This window comes from Enterobacter sp. TCD1-1 (genome assembly GCF_020567405.1).
Lineage (GTDB): Bacteria > Pseudomonadota > Gammaproteobacteria > Enterobacterales > Enterobacteriaceae > Enterobacter > Enterobacter quasiroggenkampii.
On sequence record NZ_JAJCXF010000001.1, the window covers coordinates 2,157,073 to 2,170,571 of the forward strand.

Here is a 13,499-nt window from a genome sequence, read left to right on the forward strand (position 1 = left end):
TGTCTCCGGCTTTTTTTTTGCCCGGTGGCGCTGCGCTTACGCGGGCCTACGGGGTATGTAGGTCGGGTAAGGCGTAGCCGCCACCCGACACAGTCTTACGCGACGTCTTCGTACTGAGGAACCGGGTTACGGAAGCTCTTCGTGACGCAGGCCAGGTAAACCAGGCCGATACCCGCCCAAATCAGGCCAAGCACCATCGAGCTCTCTTCCAGGTTAACCCACAGCGCGCCCACGGTCAGGGCACCACACATCGGCAGGAACAGATACTGGAAGTGATCTTTCAGCGTCTTGTTACGCTTTTCACGGATCCAGAACTGAGAGATAACCGACAGGTTAACAAAGGTGAACGCCACCAGCGCACCGAAGTTAATCAGCGCCGTTGCCATCACCAGGTCAAAGTTAATCGCCAGAAGCGCGATCGCACCGACCAGGATAATGTTCATCGCCGGGGTACGCCAGGTTGGATGCACGTAGCCGAAGAAGCTTTTCGGGAATACGCCATCGCGGCCCATTACGTACATCAGACGCGCAACGCCTGCATGCGCGGCCATACCGGACGCCAGTACGGTGATGGTGGAGAAGATCAGCGCGCCGACCTGGAACGCTTTACCCGCCACATACAGCATGATTTCCGGCTGAGACGCATCCGGATCCTTGAAGCGAGAGATATCCGGGAAATACAGCTGCAGGAAATAGGTTGAGAAAATAAAGATCAGACCGCCAATCAGCGCCGTCAGGAAGATGGCACGAGGAATCACGCGCTCTGCATCTTTCGTTTCTTCAGACAGGTTGCTGATCCCGTCAAAACCGGTAAAGGAGAAGCACAGAATGGTTGCCCCGGTAATCATCGGGATCACATGCGCATCACCAGACCAGAACGGTTTGCTGCTCGCCAGGGTGCCCGCGCCTTCGCCGTGGAATACGCCGTAAATAACCATGCCAAGAATAACCGCAATCAGCACAACCTGAAGCACAACGATAACAGAGTTAAAGTTGGCAACGGACTTGATGCTGCGCAGGTTAAAGGCCGTCATAAAGGCCACCAGCGCCACGACGAACATCCACGAGGGAATCGATGGCACCAGCGCTTCAAAATAGATTTTTGCCAGCAGAATGTTGATCATCGGCGCGAACAGATAGTCGAGCAGCGAAGACCAGCCCACCATAAAGCCAACCGTCGGGCTGATGGATTTCTGGGCATAGGTGTAGGCGGAACCCGCAGACGGATAGCGACGCACCAGTTTACCGTAGCTCAGCGCGGTAAAGAGGATCGCAATCAGCGCGAAGCCGTAAGCCGTCGGCACATGACCGTCGGTGAGGCCTGATACGATACCGAATGTATCGAACAGCGTCATCGGTTGCATATAGGCCAGGCCCATCATAACAACCGGAATCAACGTAAGCGTTTTACGTAATTCCACGCGAGAGGTGTTTGGAGTTGCGTTATGCGACATAGTTAATCTCCTTTACGGTGATAACCGCCACGTAAGCGAAAAATTGCCCCATTTCTTTCTTCCTCAGCGACAACAACTGTCGGATTTTAGTAAATATCTATCCGGTACGAAGCCCGGCCTCTTGGTTTTTAGTTTCGTTTCGTACATGCAAAAAAAAATAACCGACGCCTTTTATATCGTCGATTATTCATTTGGTTGCAGCGGCCGCATTTTGCCCCACATCGGATACAAAAGGCAATACTTTGCAACGCAGCGGGTAATTTTCTTTTTTCTAACTGGCTGATTTCTCGGCACTGCCCTGAGCATATACAGCAGCGATAGCACTATTTGCTAAAATTTCGTCCCGCCACCAGGCGCTGGCGAGCCCGGCGGTCTGTTCATTCCAGCCCACCCATACCGATTCATGGCTGTTTTGAGCAAGTACCTGTTTTTCAACAAGCGCACCGCTGTCAATGTACCGCTGTGCCAGATAGCGGGGTAAATAGCCGCAGCCCAGACCGCTGATTTGCAGCTCCAGCTTGGTTTTAAAGTCGAAAACGGTGATGGCCTCCTGCTCGTCAAGCAACTGCGAGGAAACCGCACATTCCGGGCGAGAGCTGTCCCCGACCACGATGGCGCGGTAGCCTTTAATCACGCGGCGGTTAAGCGGCTCAGCTTCCTGAGCCAGCGGATGATGGGGCGCTACGGCGAACACCTGCTCCAGCACGCCCAGACGCGCAAAGCCAAACTCACTCAACTGGGGAGGCTCGTGGAGTGCACCGACAAAAATATCCGCCCTGCCCTGGGTTAGGGCATCCCAGGAGCCCCCCAGCACGCCGTTGATAAAGATCAGCCGCGTCACGCTGTGGTGTTGATAGAAGGCCTCAATCAGCGGCGTCAGGAGAGAAAACGGGAAAGTGTCATCCACGCCAATCACCAGCTCGTTTTCCCATCCCTGGTGAAGTTTGACGGCCTGTTTTTCGAGTTCACGAACGGTATGGAGGACTTCACGGCCTTTTTCCAGCAGCATCTGTCCGGTGCGGGTAAAACGGGCGCGATGCCCGGAGCGATCGAGGATCTGGATATTGAGGTCGCTTTCCAGTTTTTGGACGGTATAGCTCAGGGCCGAAGGGGTTTTGTAGAGCTTTGCCGACGCAGCGGCAAAGCTCCCCTCTTTTTCCAGTGCATCCAGAATAATAAGAACATCCAGCAGCGGTTTCATGCTCGCCCCCTTTCGGTGTGCGACGGTCTCCGCTGCGGGATTTATTCCATGGGCATCACCAGCGGATCGGGATACTGATACTCAAACCCCAGCTCATGACAAATGCGATTGCCATCAACAATTTTGCCTTTACTGCCATCCTTTGTCTCACCAAAGACCGGCGGAGCCAGGCCCAGCTGACGTGCCATCAGCGGGTAAAACGTGCTGCGCGACGGATGAGACGGTGCACATATATTATAGATGTGTCCGCCTTTCGGAGCCTGTAAGAGTAGCTCAATCGCGCCAACCACATCATCAAGATGCACAAGATTGACAACATGTTGGCCATCTGGCGCCGACTTCCCGGCAAAAAAGCGTCCCGGATGACGACCCGGGCCTACCAGCCCCGCCAGACGTACGATATCAACCTGGGTGCCGGGAAGATGATGCAGCCAGTCTTCCAGCTCTTTCAGAACCTGACCGCTCGCCGTAACGGGACGGCGCTCGGAAGTCTCTTTTACTACGCCCTCCACCTCACCATACACCGACGTCGAGCTGGTAAAAATAATGCGCGGAACATGATGCGCCAGCGCGCTGTCGACAATCTCCTGCATCGCCTGCAGGTAAAATGATTCGCCCGGGCCGCTGCGCCGCGCGGGTAGCGTAATCACCAGCGCATCGACGTTCATCAGGGTGTCCAGATCGTCCGCATCACACACCAGTTCCGGCTCCAGACGCAGTTCAACGCCATCAATACCGCACATGCGCGCCGCTTCGACCCCATCTCGGGTGGTCTTACTCCCGGTCACCTGCCAGCCTTTCGCGGCTAATGACATCGCCAACGGCATTCCCAGCCATCCTAAACCGACAATCGCGACCTTTTTCATGCGAATTCTCCTGACTCTTACTCGTCTTTCATAAGGCTACGCCAGCCCGGCAGAACACACAATTCATAGCATCAATATGAAATGAATTAATGATCAAAAAAAGCCCTTGCAATATGTCGCACAACTGGTTTAGGTTAAAAGACATCAAATGAATAAGCATTCATCGAGAATTTATATGACACGCGTTCAATTTAAACACCACCATCATCACCATCATCCTGACTAGTCTTTCAGGCGATGTGTGCTGGAAGACGTTTGGATCTTCCAGTGGTGCATGAACGCATGAAAAAGCCCCCGGAAGATCTTCTTCCGGGGGCTTTTTTTTGGACCGAATTCAGACAGGTTAAAACAGGTTAACGAGGAATAAAGAATGTTAGATAACTCACGTTTACGCATAGCTATTCAAAAATCAGGCCGTTTGAGTGACGATTCACGCGAACTGCTGGCCCGCTGCGGGATTAAAATTAACCTGCACACCCAGCGCCTGATTGCTCTGGCTGAAAACATGCCCATCGACATTCTGCGCGTGCGTGATGACGATATTCCCGGCCTGGTCATGGATGGCGTCGTTGACCTCGGCATCATCGGCGAAAACGTACTGGAAGAAGAGCTGCTGACCCGCCGCGCGCAGGGCGAAGACCCGCGTTACTTCACCCTGCGTCGTCTGGACTTCGGCGGCTGCCGCCTGTCGCTGGCAACGCCGGTTGATGAAGCGTGGGACGGCCCGGCCGCGCTGAACGGCAAACGTATCGCCACCTCCTACCCTCACCTGTTAAAGCGCTATCTGGATCAGAAAGGCGTGCAGTTTAAATCCTGTCTGCTGAACGGTTCTGTTGAAGTGGCGCCGCGTGCGGGTCTCGCGGACGCCATCTGTGACCTGGTCTCTACCGGCGCGACGCTGGAAGCAAACGGTCTGCGCGAAGTGGAGGTGATCTACCGCTCCAAAGCGTGCCTGATTCAGCGTGACGGCGAGATGGCCGACGCTAAGCAGCAGCTGATCGACAAACTGCTGACCCGTATTCAGGGCGTCATTCAGGCGCGTGAATCCAAATACATCATGATGCACGCCCCAACCGAGCGTCTGGATGAAGTCATTGCCCTGCTGCCGGGCGCCGAGCGCCCAACCATCCTGCCGCTGGCGGGCGATCAGCAGCGCGTGGCGATGCACATGGTGAGCAGCGAAACCCTGTTCTGGGAAACCATGGAAAAACTGAAGGCGCTGGGCGCAAGTTCCATCCTGGTGCTGCCGATTGAGAAGATGATGGAGTAATGACCATGAGCTTTAACACAATCATCGACTGGAATACCTGTAGCGACGCACAGCAGCGCGAGCTGCTAATGCGCCCGGCGATTTCCGCCTCTGATAGCATCTCGCGCACCGTGGCGGAGATCCTGGATAACGTCAAAGCCCGCGGCGATGACGCGCTGCGTGAATACAGTGCAAAGTTTGATAAGACGGAAGTCGGCGCATTACAGGTTACCGAGCAGGAAATGACTGATGCCAGCAATCGTCTGGGAGATGACATCAAGCAGGCGATGGCCGTTGCGGTGAAAAACATTGATACTTTCCACACCGCGCAAAAGCTGCAGACCGTAGATGTGGAAACCCTGCCCGGCGTGCGTTGCCAGCAGGTAACCCGCCCGGTTGCGTCGGTCGGCCTCTATATTCCTGGCGGCTCTGCCCCGCTTTTCTCCACCGTACTGATGCTGGCGACTCCCGCGCGCATTGCCGGGTGTCAGAAAGTGGTGCTGTGCTCGCCGCCACCGATAGCCGACGAGATCCTGTATGCGGCGAAGCTGTGCGGCGTGCAGGCGGTCTATAAAGTGGGCGGCGCGCAGGCGATTTCAGCCCTGGCGTTCGGCACGGAATCCATTCCCAAGGTCGACAAAATCTTTGGCCCGGGCAATGCGTATGTGACCGAGGCTAAGCGTCAGGTCAGCCAGCGTCTGGACGGCGCGGCCATCGATATGCCTGCCGGCCCGTCTGAGGTGCTGGTGATTGCCGACAGCGGCGCCACGCCGGATTTCGTCGCGTCCGACCTGCTTTCCCAGGCGGAACACGGCCCGGATTCGCAGGTCATCCTGCTGACGCCGGATGCCGATATGGCGAAACGCGTGGGCGAAGCCGTGGAGCGTCAGCTTGCCGACCTGCCCCGCGCCGACACGGCACGCCAGGCGTTAGCGGCCAGCCGTCTGATTGTGGCGCGCGATATCGAGCAGTGCATTGCTATTTCTAATCAGTACGGTCCGGAGCACCTGATTATTCAGACCCGCAATGCGCGCGATCTGGTCGACAGCATTACCAGCGCGGGCTCGGTGTTCCTCGGCGACTGGTCTCCGGAGTCCGCGGGCGATTACGCCTCCGGCACCAACCACGTGCTGCCAACGTATGGTTATACCTCAACCTGTTCCAGCCTGGGACTGGCGGATTTCCAGAAACGCATGACCGTGCAGGAACTCTCCCGCGAAGGGTTTGCCTCACTGGCGTCCACCATTGAAACTCTGGCCGCCGCCGAGCGCCTGACCGCCCACAAAAATGCCGTTACGCTGCGCGTTGCAGCCCTGAAGGAGCAAGCATGAACATTGAAGAATTAGCCCGCGAAAATGTCCGTCGCCTGACGCCCTATCAGTCTGCGCGTCGTCTGGGCGGCAAAGGGGATGTCTGGCTGAACGCCAACGAATATCCAACGGCGGTGCAGTTTGAGCTGTCGCAGCAAACGCTGAACCGTTATCCGGAGTGTCAGCCGAAGGCGGTAATCGAAAACTACGCGCAGTATGCTGGCGTGAAGCCAGAGCAGGTGCTGGTCAGCCGCGGCGCGGATGAGGGCATTGAGCTGCTGATCCGCGCGTTCTGCGAGCCGGGCAAAGACGCCGTCATGTACTGTCAGCCGACCTACGGCATGTACAGCGTCAGCGCGGAAACCTTTGGGGTGGCGTGCCGCAACGTGCTCTCCCTGGAGAACTGGCAGCTGGATCTGCAGGGCATTGCCGACAATCTTGACGGCGTAAAAGTCGTCTTTGTCTGTAGTCCAAACAACCCGACCGGGCAGATTATTAACCCACAGGATATCCGAACCCTGCTGGAGATGACGCGCGGAAAAGCGCTGGTGGTGGCCGACGAAGCCTATATTGAGTTCTGCCCGCAGGCGACGCTGGCTGGCTGGCTTGAAGAATATCCGCACCTGGTGGTGCTGCGTACGTTGTCGAAGGCTTTCGCCCTCGCGGGTCTGCGCTGCGGATTCACCCTGGCGAATAAAGAGGTCATCGACCTGCTGTTGAAGGTGATCGCTCCGTACCCGCTCTCGACGCCGGTTGCCGATATTGCGGCACAGGCGCTGACGCCTCAGGGGATTAACGCGATGCGCGAGCGCGTGGCGCAAATCCTGGAGGAACGTCAGTACCTGGTGACCGCCCTGAAGGATATCCCGTGCGTGGAGCAGGTATTCGACTCGGAAACCAACTACATCCTGGTGCGCTTTACCGCCTCCAGCGCCGTATTTAAATCTTTGTGGGATCAGGGCATTATCTTACGAGACCAGAATAAACAACCTTCTCTAAGCGGATGCCTGCGCATTACCGTCGGCACCCGCGCAGAGAGCCAGCGCGTAATTGACGCCCTGAAAGCGGAGAAAGTATGACCCAGAAGATCCTTTTCATCGATCGTGACGGCACCCTTATTTCGGAGCCACCAGCTGATTTTCAGGTCGACCGATTCGACAAGCTGGCGTTTGAACCTGACGTGATCCCAGTGCTGCTCAAGCTGCAAAAAGCCGGATACAAGCTGGTGATGATCACCAACCAGGACGGTCTGGGTACCGACAGCTTCCCGCAGGCAGACTTTGACGGCCCGCATAATTTAATGATGCAGGTGCTGACCTCTCAGGGCGTGGTGTTTGATGAAGTGCTGATTTGCCCGCACATGCCAGCCGACGAGTGCGACTGCCGTAAGCCAAAGGTGAAGCTGGTCGAGCGCTATCTGGCAGAGGATGTGCTGGATAAGGCCAGCAGCTATGTCATCGGCGATCGCATCACTGATATTACGCTCGCGGAAAACATGGGCATCGCGGGGCTTCGCTACGACCGCAACAACCTTAACTGGGCGATGATTGGCGAACAACTGACAAAACGTGACCGCTACTCGCACGTTGAACGTAACACCAAAGAGACGCAGATTGATGTGAAGGTCTGGCTGGACCGCGAAGGCGGCAGCAAGATCCACACCGGCGTGGGTTTCTTCGACCACATGCTGGATCAGATTGCCACCCACGGCGGTTTCCGCATGGAGATCACGGTAAAAGGCGATCTTTATATTGACGATCACCATACCGTGGAAGATACCGGCCTGGCGCTGGGTGAAGCCCTCAAGCTGGCGCTCGGTGATAAACGCGGCATCAACCGTTTTGGCTTTGTCCTGCCGATGGACGAGTGTCTGGCGCGCTGTGCGATGGATATCTCCGGACGTCCGCACCTGGAATATAAAGCAGACTTCAATTACCAGCGCGTGGGCGATCTGAGCACCGAAATGGTGGAGCACTTCTTCCGTTCATTGTCCTACACCATGGGCCTGACGCTGCACCTTAAGACCAAAGGCAAGAACGACCACCACCGCGTAGAGAGTCTCTTCAAGGCCTTCGGCCGCACGCTGCGCCAGGCAATCCGCGTGGAAGGTGACGCCCTGCCCTCATCAAAAGGAGTCCTGTAATGAACGTGGTGATTCTGGATACCGGATGCGCCAACCTGAACTCCGTAAAGTCGGCGATTGCACGCCACGGCTACGAGCCGGTGGTCAGCCGTGACCCGGACGTGGTGCTGCGTGCCGATAAGTTATTCCTGCCGGGCGTGGGCACTGCGCAGGCGGCGATGGATCAGATCCACGCGCGCGAGTTGGTCGATCTGATCAAGGCTTGTACTCAGCCGGTGCTGGGGATTTGCCTGGGCATGCAGATTCTTGGCCGCCGCAGCGAAGAGAATAACGGCGTTGACCTGCTGGGCATTATCGACGAAGACGTGCCGAAGATGACCGACCACGGTCTGCCTCTGCCGCATATGGGCTGGAACCGCGTGTACGCCAAAGCGGGCGACAGGCTTTTTCGCGGCATTGAAGACGGCGCGTATTTTTACTTCGTACACAGCTACGCCATGCCGGTGAACGCGAATACGATCGCCCAGTGCACTTACGGCGAGGCGTTTACCGCAGCCGTGCAGAAAGACAATTTCTTCGGCGTACAGTTTCACCCGGAGCGCTCAGGCGCCGCGGGCGCGCAGCTGCTGAAAAACTTCCTGGAGATGTGATGATTATTCCCGCGTTAGATTTAATTGACGGCACGGTTGTCCGTCTTCATCAGGGCGATTACGGGCAGCAGCGAGACTACGGAAACGATCCGCTGCCGCGTCTGCAGGATTATGCCGCCCAGGGGGCTCAGGTGCTACATCTGGTCGATTTAACGGGTGCGAAAGACCCGGCAAAACGCCAGATCCCTCTGCTGAAAAATCTGGTTGCCGGTGTTGATGTGCCGGTACAGGTGGGCGGCGGCGTACGTACAGAAGATGACGTTGCGGCACTGCTGGACGCGGGCGTAGCGCGCGTGGTGGTCGGTTCAACCGCGGTGAAAGAGCCTGAGATCGTAAAAGGCTGGTTCCGCCGCTTTGGCGCCGACGCGCTGGTACTGGCGCTGGACGTGCGCATTGATGAACAAGGTAATAAGCAGGTGGCGGTCAGCGGCTGGCAGGAAAACTCCGGCGTGATGCTGGAGGCGCTGGTCGAGATGTATCTCCCCGTTGGCCTGAAGCACGTGCTGTGCACGGATATCTCCCGTGACGGCACGCTGGCGGGCTCCAACGTCTCGCTGTATGAAGAGATCTGCGCGCGTTATCCGCAGGTGGCGTTCCAGTCTTCGGGCGGAATTGGTGATTTAAACGATATTGCCGCGCTGCGCGGAACGGGCGTACAGGGCGTGATTGTGGGCCGAGCCCTGCTGGAAGGTAAATTTACGGTGACGGAGGCGATTCAATGCTGGCAAAACGGATAATCCCTTGCCTGGACGTACGTGACGGCCAGGTCGTGAAAGGCGTGCAGTTCCGCAACCACGAGATCATTGGCGACATCGTTCCGCTGGCAAAACGCTATGCTGATGAAGGCGCAGACGAGCTGGTGTTCTACGATATTACCGCGTCCAGCGATGGCCGCGTAGTCGACAAAAGCTGGGTAGCTCGCGTGGCGGAAGTGATCGATATTCCGTTCTGCGTGGCGGGCGGGATTAAATCCGCTGACGATGCGGCCCAAATTCTCTCGTTTGGTGCCGACAAGATTTCCATCAACTCCCCTGCCCTGGCCGACCCGGAGTTGATTACTCGCCTCGCCGATCGTTTTGGCGTGCAGTGTATTGTGGTTGGGATCGACACCTGGTATGACGCCGCAACGGGCAAGTACCACGTCAATCAATATACGGGTGACGAAAGCCGCACGCGCGTAACACAGTGGGAAACGCTCGACTGGGTGCAGGAAGTGCAGAAACGTGGCGCGGGCGAGATTGTGCTGAACATGATGAACCAGGATGGCGTGCGTAACGGGTATGACCTTGAGCAGCTGAAAAAAGTCCGTGCAGTCTGCCACGTTCCGCTGATTGCCTCCGGCGGCGCGGGCACCATGGAACATTTCCTCGAAGCCTTCCGCGATGCTAACGTGGACGGCGCGCTGGCCGCTTCCGTGTTCCACAAACAGATTATTAATATTGGTGAGTTAAAAACGTACCTGGCCGACCAGGGCGTGGAGATCAGGGTATGTTAACAGAGCAACAACAGGCGCAGCTGGACTGGGAAAAAACGGACGGATTACTGCCGGTGGTTGTCCAGCATGCCATCTCAGGCGAAGTGCTGATGCTGGGCTATATGAACCAGGACGCGCTGGCGAAAACGATCGAAAGCGGCAAAGTGACGTTTTACTCCCGCACGAAACAGCGTCTGTGGACCAAAGGGGAAACCTCGGGTCATTTCCTGAACGTGGTCAGCATTACGCCTGACTGCGATAACGATACCCTGCTGGTGCTGGCAAACCCAATCGGCCCGACCTGCCATAAGGGCACCAGCAGCTGCTTCGGCGAGGCGAGTCATCAGTGGCTGTTCCTGTATCAACTGGAGCAGCTGCTGGCAGAGCGTAAAACGGCAGATCCTGAGAGTTCTTATACCGCGAAGCTGTACGCTAGCGGAACCAAGCGTATTGCGCAGAAGGTGGGTGAAGAAGGCGTTGAGACTGCGCTGGCCGCGACCGTGCATGACCGCGAGGAGCTGACGAATGAAGCCTCTGATTTGATGTATCACCTGCTGGTGCTCCTGCAGGATCAGGCGCTGGATTTGACGGCGGTGATTGAGAATTTACGTAAAAGACATAAATAAACATCCTACCGGGGGAGCGCTCGCTCCCCTTTTCCTGTAATAAAGCAGTTATCATTCCTTCCGTGAGCGGGTATCATCAGCCGATAGTGTAAACGCACGATTTTATGCGTTAAGAGTTACTCATTTAACATTGAGGTTGAAGATGAAATTTCTGGTCACCGGCGCTGCCGGCTTTATCGGTTTCCACGTCAGCGAGCGCCTGCTGCAGGCAGGACATCAGGTTGTAGGAATTGATAACCTTAATGACTATTACGATGTCAATCTGAAGCAAGCGCGACTGGATCTACTTACGTCCGACAATTTCACTTTCCATAAGCTGGATCTGGCCGATCGCGAAGGGATGGCCTCGTTGTTTGCCGCTGAGAAGTTTGACCGCGTGATCCACCTCGCCGCGCAGGCTGGCGTACGTTACTCTCTGGAAAATCCGCACGCTTACGCGCAATCAAACCTTATCGGCCATCTCAACGTACTGGAAGGCTGCCGACACAACAAGGTGCAGCATTTACTGTATGCTTCTTCCAGCTCTGTTTACGGCCTGAACCGAAAGATGCCGTTCTCCACCGATGACTCGGTTGATCACCCGGTTTCCTTGTATGCCGCGACGAAAAAATCCAACGAACTGATGTCGCATACCTACTCTCATCTTTACAATCTGCCGACGACCGGCCTGCGCTTTTTCACCGTGTATGGGCCATGGGGCCGTCCGGACATGGCGCTGTTTAAATTTACTAAGGCCATGATTGAAGGCAAAAGTATTGATGTTTACAACTATGGCAAGATGAAGCGCGACTTCACCTATATCGATGATATTGTTGAAGCGATTATTCGCCTGCAGGATGTTATCCCTCAGGTCGATGCGAACTGGACCGTTGAAACAGGGTCCCCGGCGTCCAGCTCTGCGCCGTACCGTGTTTACAACATTGGCAACAGTGCGCCCGTAGAGCTGATGGATTACATCACCGCGCTGGAAGAAGCGTTAGGCAAAGAAGCGGATAAAAATATGATGCCTGTTCAGCCAGGTGACGTGCTCGAAACAAGCGCGGATACCACGGCGCTCTATGACGTGATTGGGTTTAAGCCGAAAACGTCGGTGAAGGAAGGCGTGAAGAATTTTGTGGACTGGTATCGGGCTTTTTATAAGCTTTAAAACTATACACAGGCATAATATTTAAAAACCCTCTCTATCCACCTTTTTAAAGGTGGATTTTTCATTTTGGGTTAATAATATAACACCGCCAACATCAGCATGTTTTAATTATATATCACAAGTCATTCCTGATAGTTTTGTCGTGGTTGCAGTATTTTTATTTCTGGCTATTTAAAAATAAGACAACTTACTATCAAAATTCCAATAAACAACGTAAAAGACGCATCCGTTTTCCCAGATGCGTCTTCATGAGTATAATTAACGACTGGAAGTCGAAACAGAAGGTAACAAGATAGCTCTCATTTTTTTAGTTAAGATCTTGACTAAGGGCTCCGTCAATATTGCCATAACAACACTTGAGAAAAGTATAAATAAAAACACACACAAAGACTCAAGCCCTGAAGAAATACGCCCGCCAATTTTACTCATGACAAAATAGAGAATCTGATGATGAAATAAAAATGCAACGAATGCATGTTTTGCAAAATAACTGGTAATGTTTCTGAGCCAGTCTATACTTCCCAAAAACTCAATCAAATAAACAGCTATTGAAAATAAAGAAACACCAAAAATTAACATGTACAGTTGCGGCATTATGCTTTCACGAGCAGGAACTGCAATAGCTAAGGCTAACATTCCTGCTAACATTGTATAGAGACGATTTTTTTTGTCCTTTAAAATAAAATAAGCATAGCTCATGCCAAATAAAAAATCTGGCAACCGCATAAGAGGATTACAATTAATATAAACAGAGAACAGTTTTTGATAGTTAAGTCCAACAGCAAAAAATATAGCTGACACGACTCCCCATGCAATTACTGGCATTTTCTTGAGAGCTTCATACAGCACAGGAAAGAATAGATATGTGATAATCATATAACCTGTATACCATTCCCCCACCAGATAATAGTTCTGCATCCGATAAAGAAAAAAGCCATCAAGACCAATTATTGAGAGAATAAATTTCCAATAATGCCCATCTCCAACAAAACTGCCTTTGATAATTAGCATAAGTGCAGCAACAATTAAATAACTTATCCAAAACGATGGGAATATTGCAAGCACTCTTTTTTTCAGAAAAAGAACATAGTCATTATTGTCTTTGGTGCTGATAACCAAAGACAACCCGGAAATAATGATAAACATAGAAATGCCAACATCACCCATTGTCTGACCGAAATAGGACAATTCACCGAGCTTTAAAAAACCGGGGTAGTTATAATATATTTCCACATTATAATGGAACAATACGATCATAAAAAATGATATCACTCTTATGAAATCTGGCGCAAATAGACGCATATTTGAAGTTGTTACATTATTATTGTTCATTTATCATATTCCAGTGGTCATTTCAAAAACAGAAATATAGATAGCGAATGTAATACTATTGAATAAATATCAGCAATTCAATGGACATTCGATATGAGAAATCACTT

At 53.7% G+C, this 13,499-nt stretch carries 15 protein-coding genes and 1 other annotated feature; of the genes, 10 read left to right on the forward strand and 5 right to left on the reverse strand.

Translation table 11 applies throughout. The annotated features are described in order from the left end of the window. Positions 1-95: 95 nt before the first annotated feature. From plaP to LJA86_RS10445, 4 genes are all read right to left on the reverse strand, one after another. Complete coding sequence (plaP, locus tag LJA86_RS10435) at positions 96-1,454, reverse strand: putrescine/proton symporter PlaP (RefSeq protein WP_008499462.1); 1,359 nt, start codon at positions 1,452-1,454, stop codon at positions 96-98. Further along, complete coding sequence (gene yoeI, locus LJA86_RS22275; RefSeq protein ID WP_100245854.1) at positions 1,444-1,506, reverse strand: membrane protein YoeI; 63 nt, start codon at positions 1,504-1,506, stop codon at positions 1,444-1,446. The genes plaP and yoeI overlap by 11 nt, the downstream gene beginning before the upstream one ends. A gap of 219 nt (positions 1,507-1,725) precedes the next feature. Continuing rightward, the gene (locus LJA86_RS10440) at positions 1,726-2,655 is read right to left on the reverse strand and encodes a LysR substrate-binding domain-containing protein (protein WP_045908598.1); all 930 of its coding nucleotides are present in this window, start codon (positions 2,653-2,655) and stop codon (positions 1,726-1,728) included. 41 nt (positions 2,656-2,696) lie between these two features. Further along, positions 2,697-3,521: an SDR family oxidoreductase gene (locus LJA86_RS10445; RefSeq protein WP_111968054.1), complete on the reverse strand. Its 825-nt coding sequence runs from the start codon at positions 3,519-3,521 to the stop codon at positions 2,697-2,699. 175 nt (positions 3,522-3,696) lie between these two features. On the opposite strand from LJA86_RS10445, the gene hisL reads away from it, so the two are divergent. The 10 genes from hisL (at position 3,697) to LJA86_RS10495 (ending at position 12,060) form a co-directional block, all read left to right on the forward strand. Further along, complete coding sequence (gene hisL / locus LJA86_RS10450) at positions 3,697-3,747, forward strand: his operon leader peptide (RefSeq protein ID WP_001364200.1); 51 nt, start codon at positions 3,697-3,699, stop codon at positions 3,745-3,747. Beyond that, positions 3,723-3,846: a sequence feature (His leader region), on the forward strand. It overlaps the preceding gene by 25 nt. Before the next feature lie 45 nt (positions 3,847-3,891). Then, on the forward strand, positions 3,892-4,791 hold the full coding sequence (gene hisG, locus LJA86_RS10455) for an ATP phosphoribosyltransferase (RefSeq protein WP_000886595.1): 900 nt from the start codon (positions 3,892-3,894) through the stop codon (positions 4,789-4,791). Between the two features lie 5 nt (positions 4,792-4,796). Continuing rightward, positions 4,797-6,101 (forward strand): histidinol dehydrogenase, encoded by a 1,305-nt coding sequence (hisD, locus tag LJA86_RS10460; protein ID WP_229226113.1) that lies wholly within the window; start codon positions 4,797-4,799, stop codon positions 6,099-6,101. Then, the gene (gene hisC / locus LJA86_RS10465; protein ID WP_021241431.1) at positions 6,098-7,159 is read left to right on the forward strand and encodes a histidinol-phosphate transaminase; all 1,062 of its coding nucleotides are present in this window, start codon (positions 6,098-6,100) and stop codon (positions 7,157-7,159) included. Before hisD ends, hisC begins: the two co-directional genes overlap by 4 nt. Then, positions 7,156-8,223, forward strand: a complete 1,068-nt coding sequence (hisB, locus tag LJA86_RS10470; RefSeq protein WP_229226114.1) for a bifunctional histidinol-phosphatase/imidazoleglycerol-phosphate dehydratase HisB — start codon at positions 7,156-7,158, stop codon at positions 8,221-8,223. Before hisC ends, hisB begins: the two co-directional genes overlap by 4 nt. Further along, positions 8,223-8,813, forward strand: a complete 591-nt coding sequence (gene hisH / locus LJA86_RS10475) for an imidazole glycerol phosphate synthase subunit HisH (protein WP_045908601.1) — start codon at positions 8,223-8,225, stop codon at positions 8,811-8,813. Before hisB ends, hisH begins: the two co-directional genes overlap by 1 nt. Continuing rightward, positions 8,813-9,550, forward strand: a complete 738-nt coding sequence (gene hisA / locus LJA86_RS10480) for a 1-(5-phosphoribosyl)-5-[(5-phosphoribosylamino)methylideneamino]imidazole-4-carboxamide isomerase (protein WP_229226115.1) — start codon at positions 8,813-8,815, stop codon at positions 9,548-9,550. The genes hisH and hisA overlap by 1 nt, the downstream gene beginning before the upstream one ends. Beyond that, positions 9,532-10,308, forward strand: coding sequence for an imidazole glycerol phosphate synthase subunit HisF (gene hisF, locus LJA86_RS10485; protein WP_048029350.1), 777 nt, complete (start codon positions 9,532-9,534; stop codon positions 10,306-10,308). Before hisA ends, hisF begins: the two co-directional genes overlap by 19 nt. Further along, a complete protein-coding gene (gene hisIE / locus LJA86_RS10490; protein WP_045908603.1) occupies positions 10,302-10,913 on the forward strand; it encodes a bifunctional phosphoribosyl-AMP cyclohydrolase/phosphoribosyl-ATP diphosphatase HisIE in 612 nt (203 codons plus the stop codon). The genes hisF and hisIE overlap by 7 nt, the downstream gene beginning before the upstream one ends. 142 nt (positions 10,914-11,055) lie before the next feature. Then, on the forward strand, positions 11,056-12,060 hold the full coding sequence (locus LJA86_RS10495; protein ID WP_045908604.1) for an NAD-dependent epimerase: 1,005 nt from the start codon (positions 11,056-11,058) through the stop codon (positions 12,058-12,060). 258 nt (positions 12,061-12,318) lie between these two features. On the opposite strand, the gene LJA86_RS10500 is transcribed toward LJA86_RS10495, so the two are convergent. Then, positions 12,319-13,392, reverse strand: coding sequence for an acyltransferase family protein (locus LJA86_RS10500; protein ID WP_229226116.1), 1,074 nt, complete (start codon positions 13,390-13,392; stop codon positions 12,319-12,321). Between the last annotated feature and the right edge of the window lie 107 nt (positions 13,393-13,499).

Excerpts from the sequence above, each read along its gene's own strand:
- plaP (WP_008499462.1), bottom strand. The coding sequence starts at position 1,454 with ATGTCGCATAACGCAACTCCAAACACCTCTCGCGTGGAATTACGTAAA.
- LJA86_RS10440 (WP_045908598.1), bottom strand. The coding sequence starts at position 2,655 with ATGAAACCGCTGCTGGATGTTCTTATTATTCTGGATGCACTGGAAAAA.
- LJA86_RS10445 (WP_111968054.1), bottom strand. The coding sequence starts at position 3,521 with ATGAAAAAGGTCGCGATTGTCGGTTTAGGATGGCTGGGAATGCCGTTG.
- hisG (WP_000886595.1), top strand. The coding sequence starts at position 3,892 with ATGTTAGATAACTCACGTTTACGCATAGCTATTCAAAAATCAGGCCGT.
- hisD (WP_229226113.1), top strand. The coding sequence starts at position 4,797 with ATGAGCTTTAACACAATCATCGACTGGAATACCTGTAGCGACGCACAG.
- hisC (WP_021241431.1), top strand. The coding sequence starts at position 6,098 with ATGAACATTGAAGAATTAGCCCGCGAAAATGTCCGTCGCCTGACGCCC.
- hisB (WP_229226114.1), top strand. The coding sequence starts at position 7,156 with ATGACCCAGAAGATCCTTTTCATCGATCGTGACGGCACCCTTATTTCG.
- hisH (WP_045908601.1), top strand. The coding sequence starts at position 8,223 with ATGAACGTGGTGATTCTGGATACCGGATGCGCCAACCTGAACTCCGTA.
- hisA (WP_229226115.1), top strand. The coding sequence starts at position 8,813 with ATGATTATTCCCGCGTTAGATTTAATTGACGGCACGGTTGTCCGTCTT.
- hisF (WP_048029350.1), top strand. The coding sequence starts at position 9,532 with ATGCTGGCAAAACGGATAATCCCTTGCCTGGACGTACGTGACGGCCAG.
- hisIE (WP_045908603.1), top strand. The coding sequence starts at position 10,302 with ATGTTAACAGAGCAACAACAGGCGCAGCTGGACTGGGAAAAAACGGAC.
- LJA86_RS10495 (WP_045908604.1), top strand. The coding sequence starts at position 11,056 with ATGAAATTTCTGGTCACCGGCGCTGCCGGCTTTATCGGTTTCCACGTC.
- LJA86_RS10500 (WP_229226116.1), bottom strand. The coding sequence starts at position 13,392 with ATGAACAATAATAATGTAACAACTTCAAATATGCGTCTATTTGCGCCA.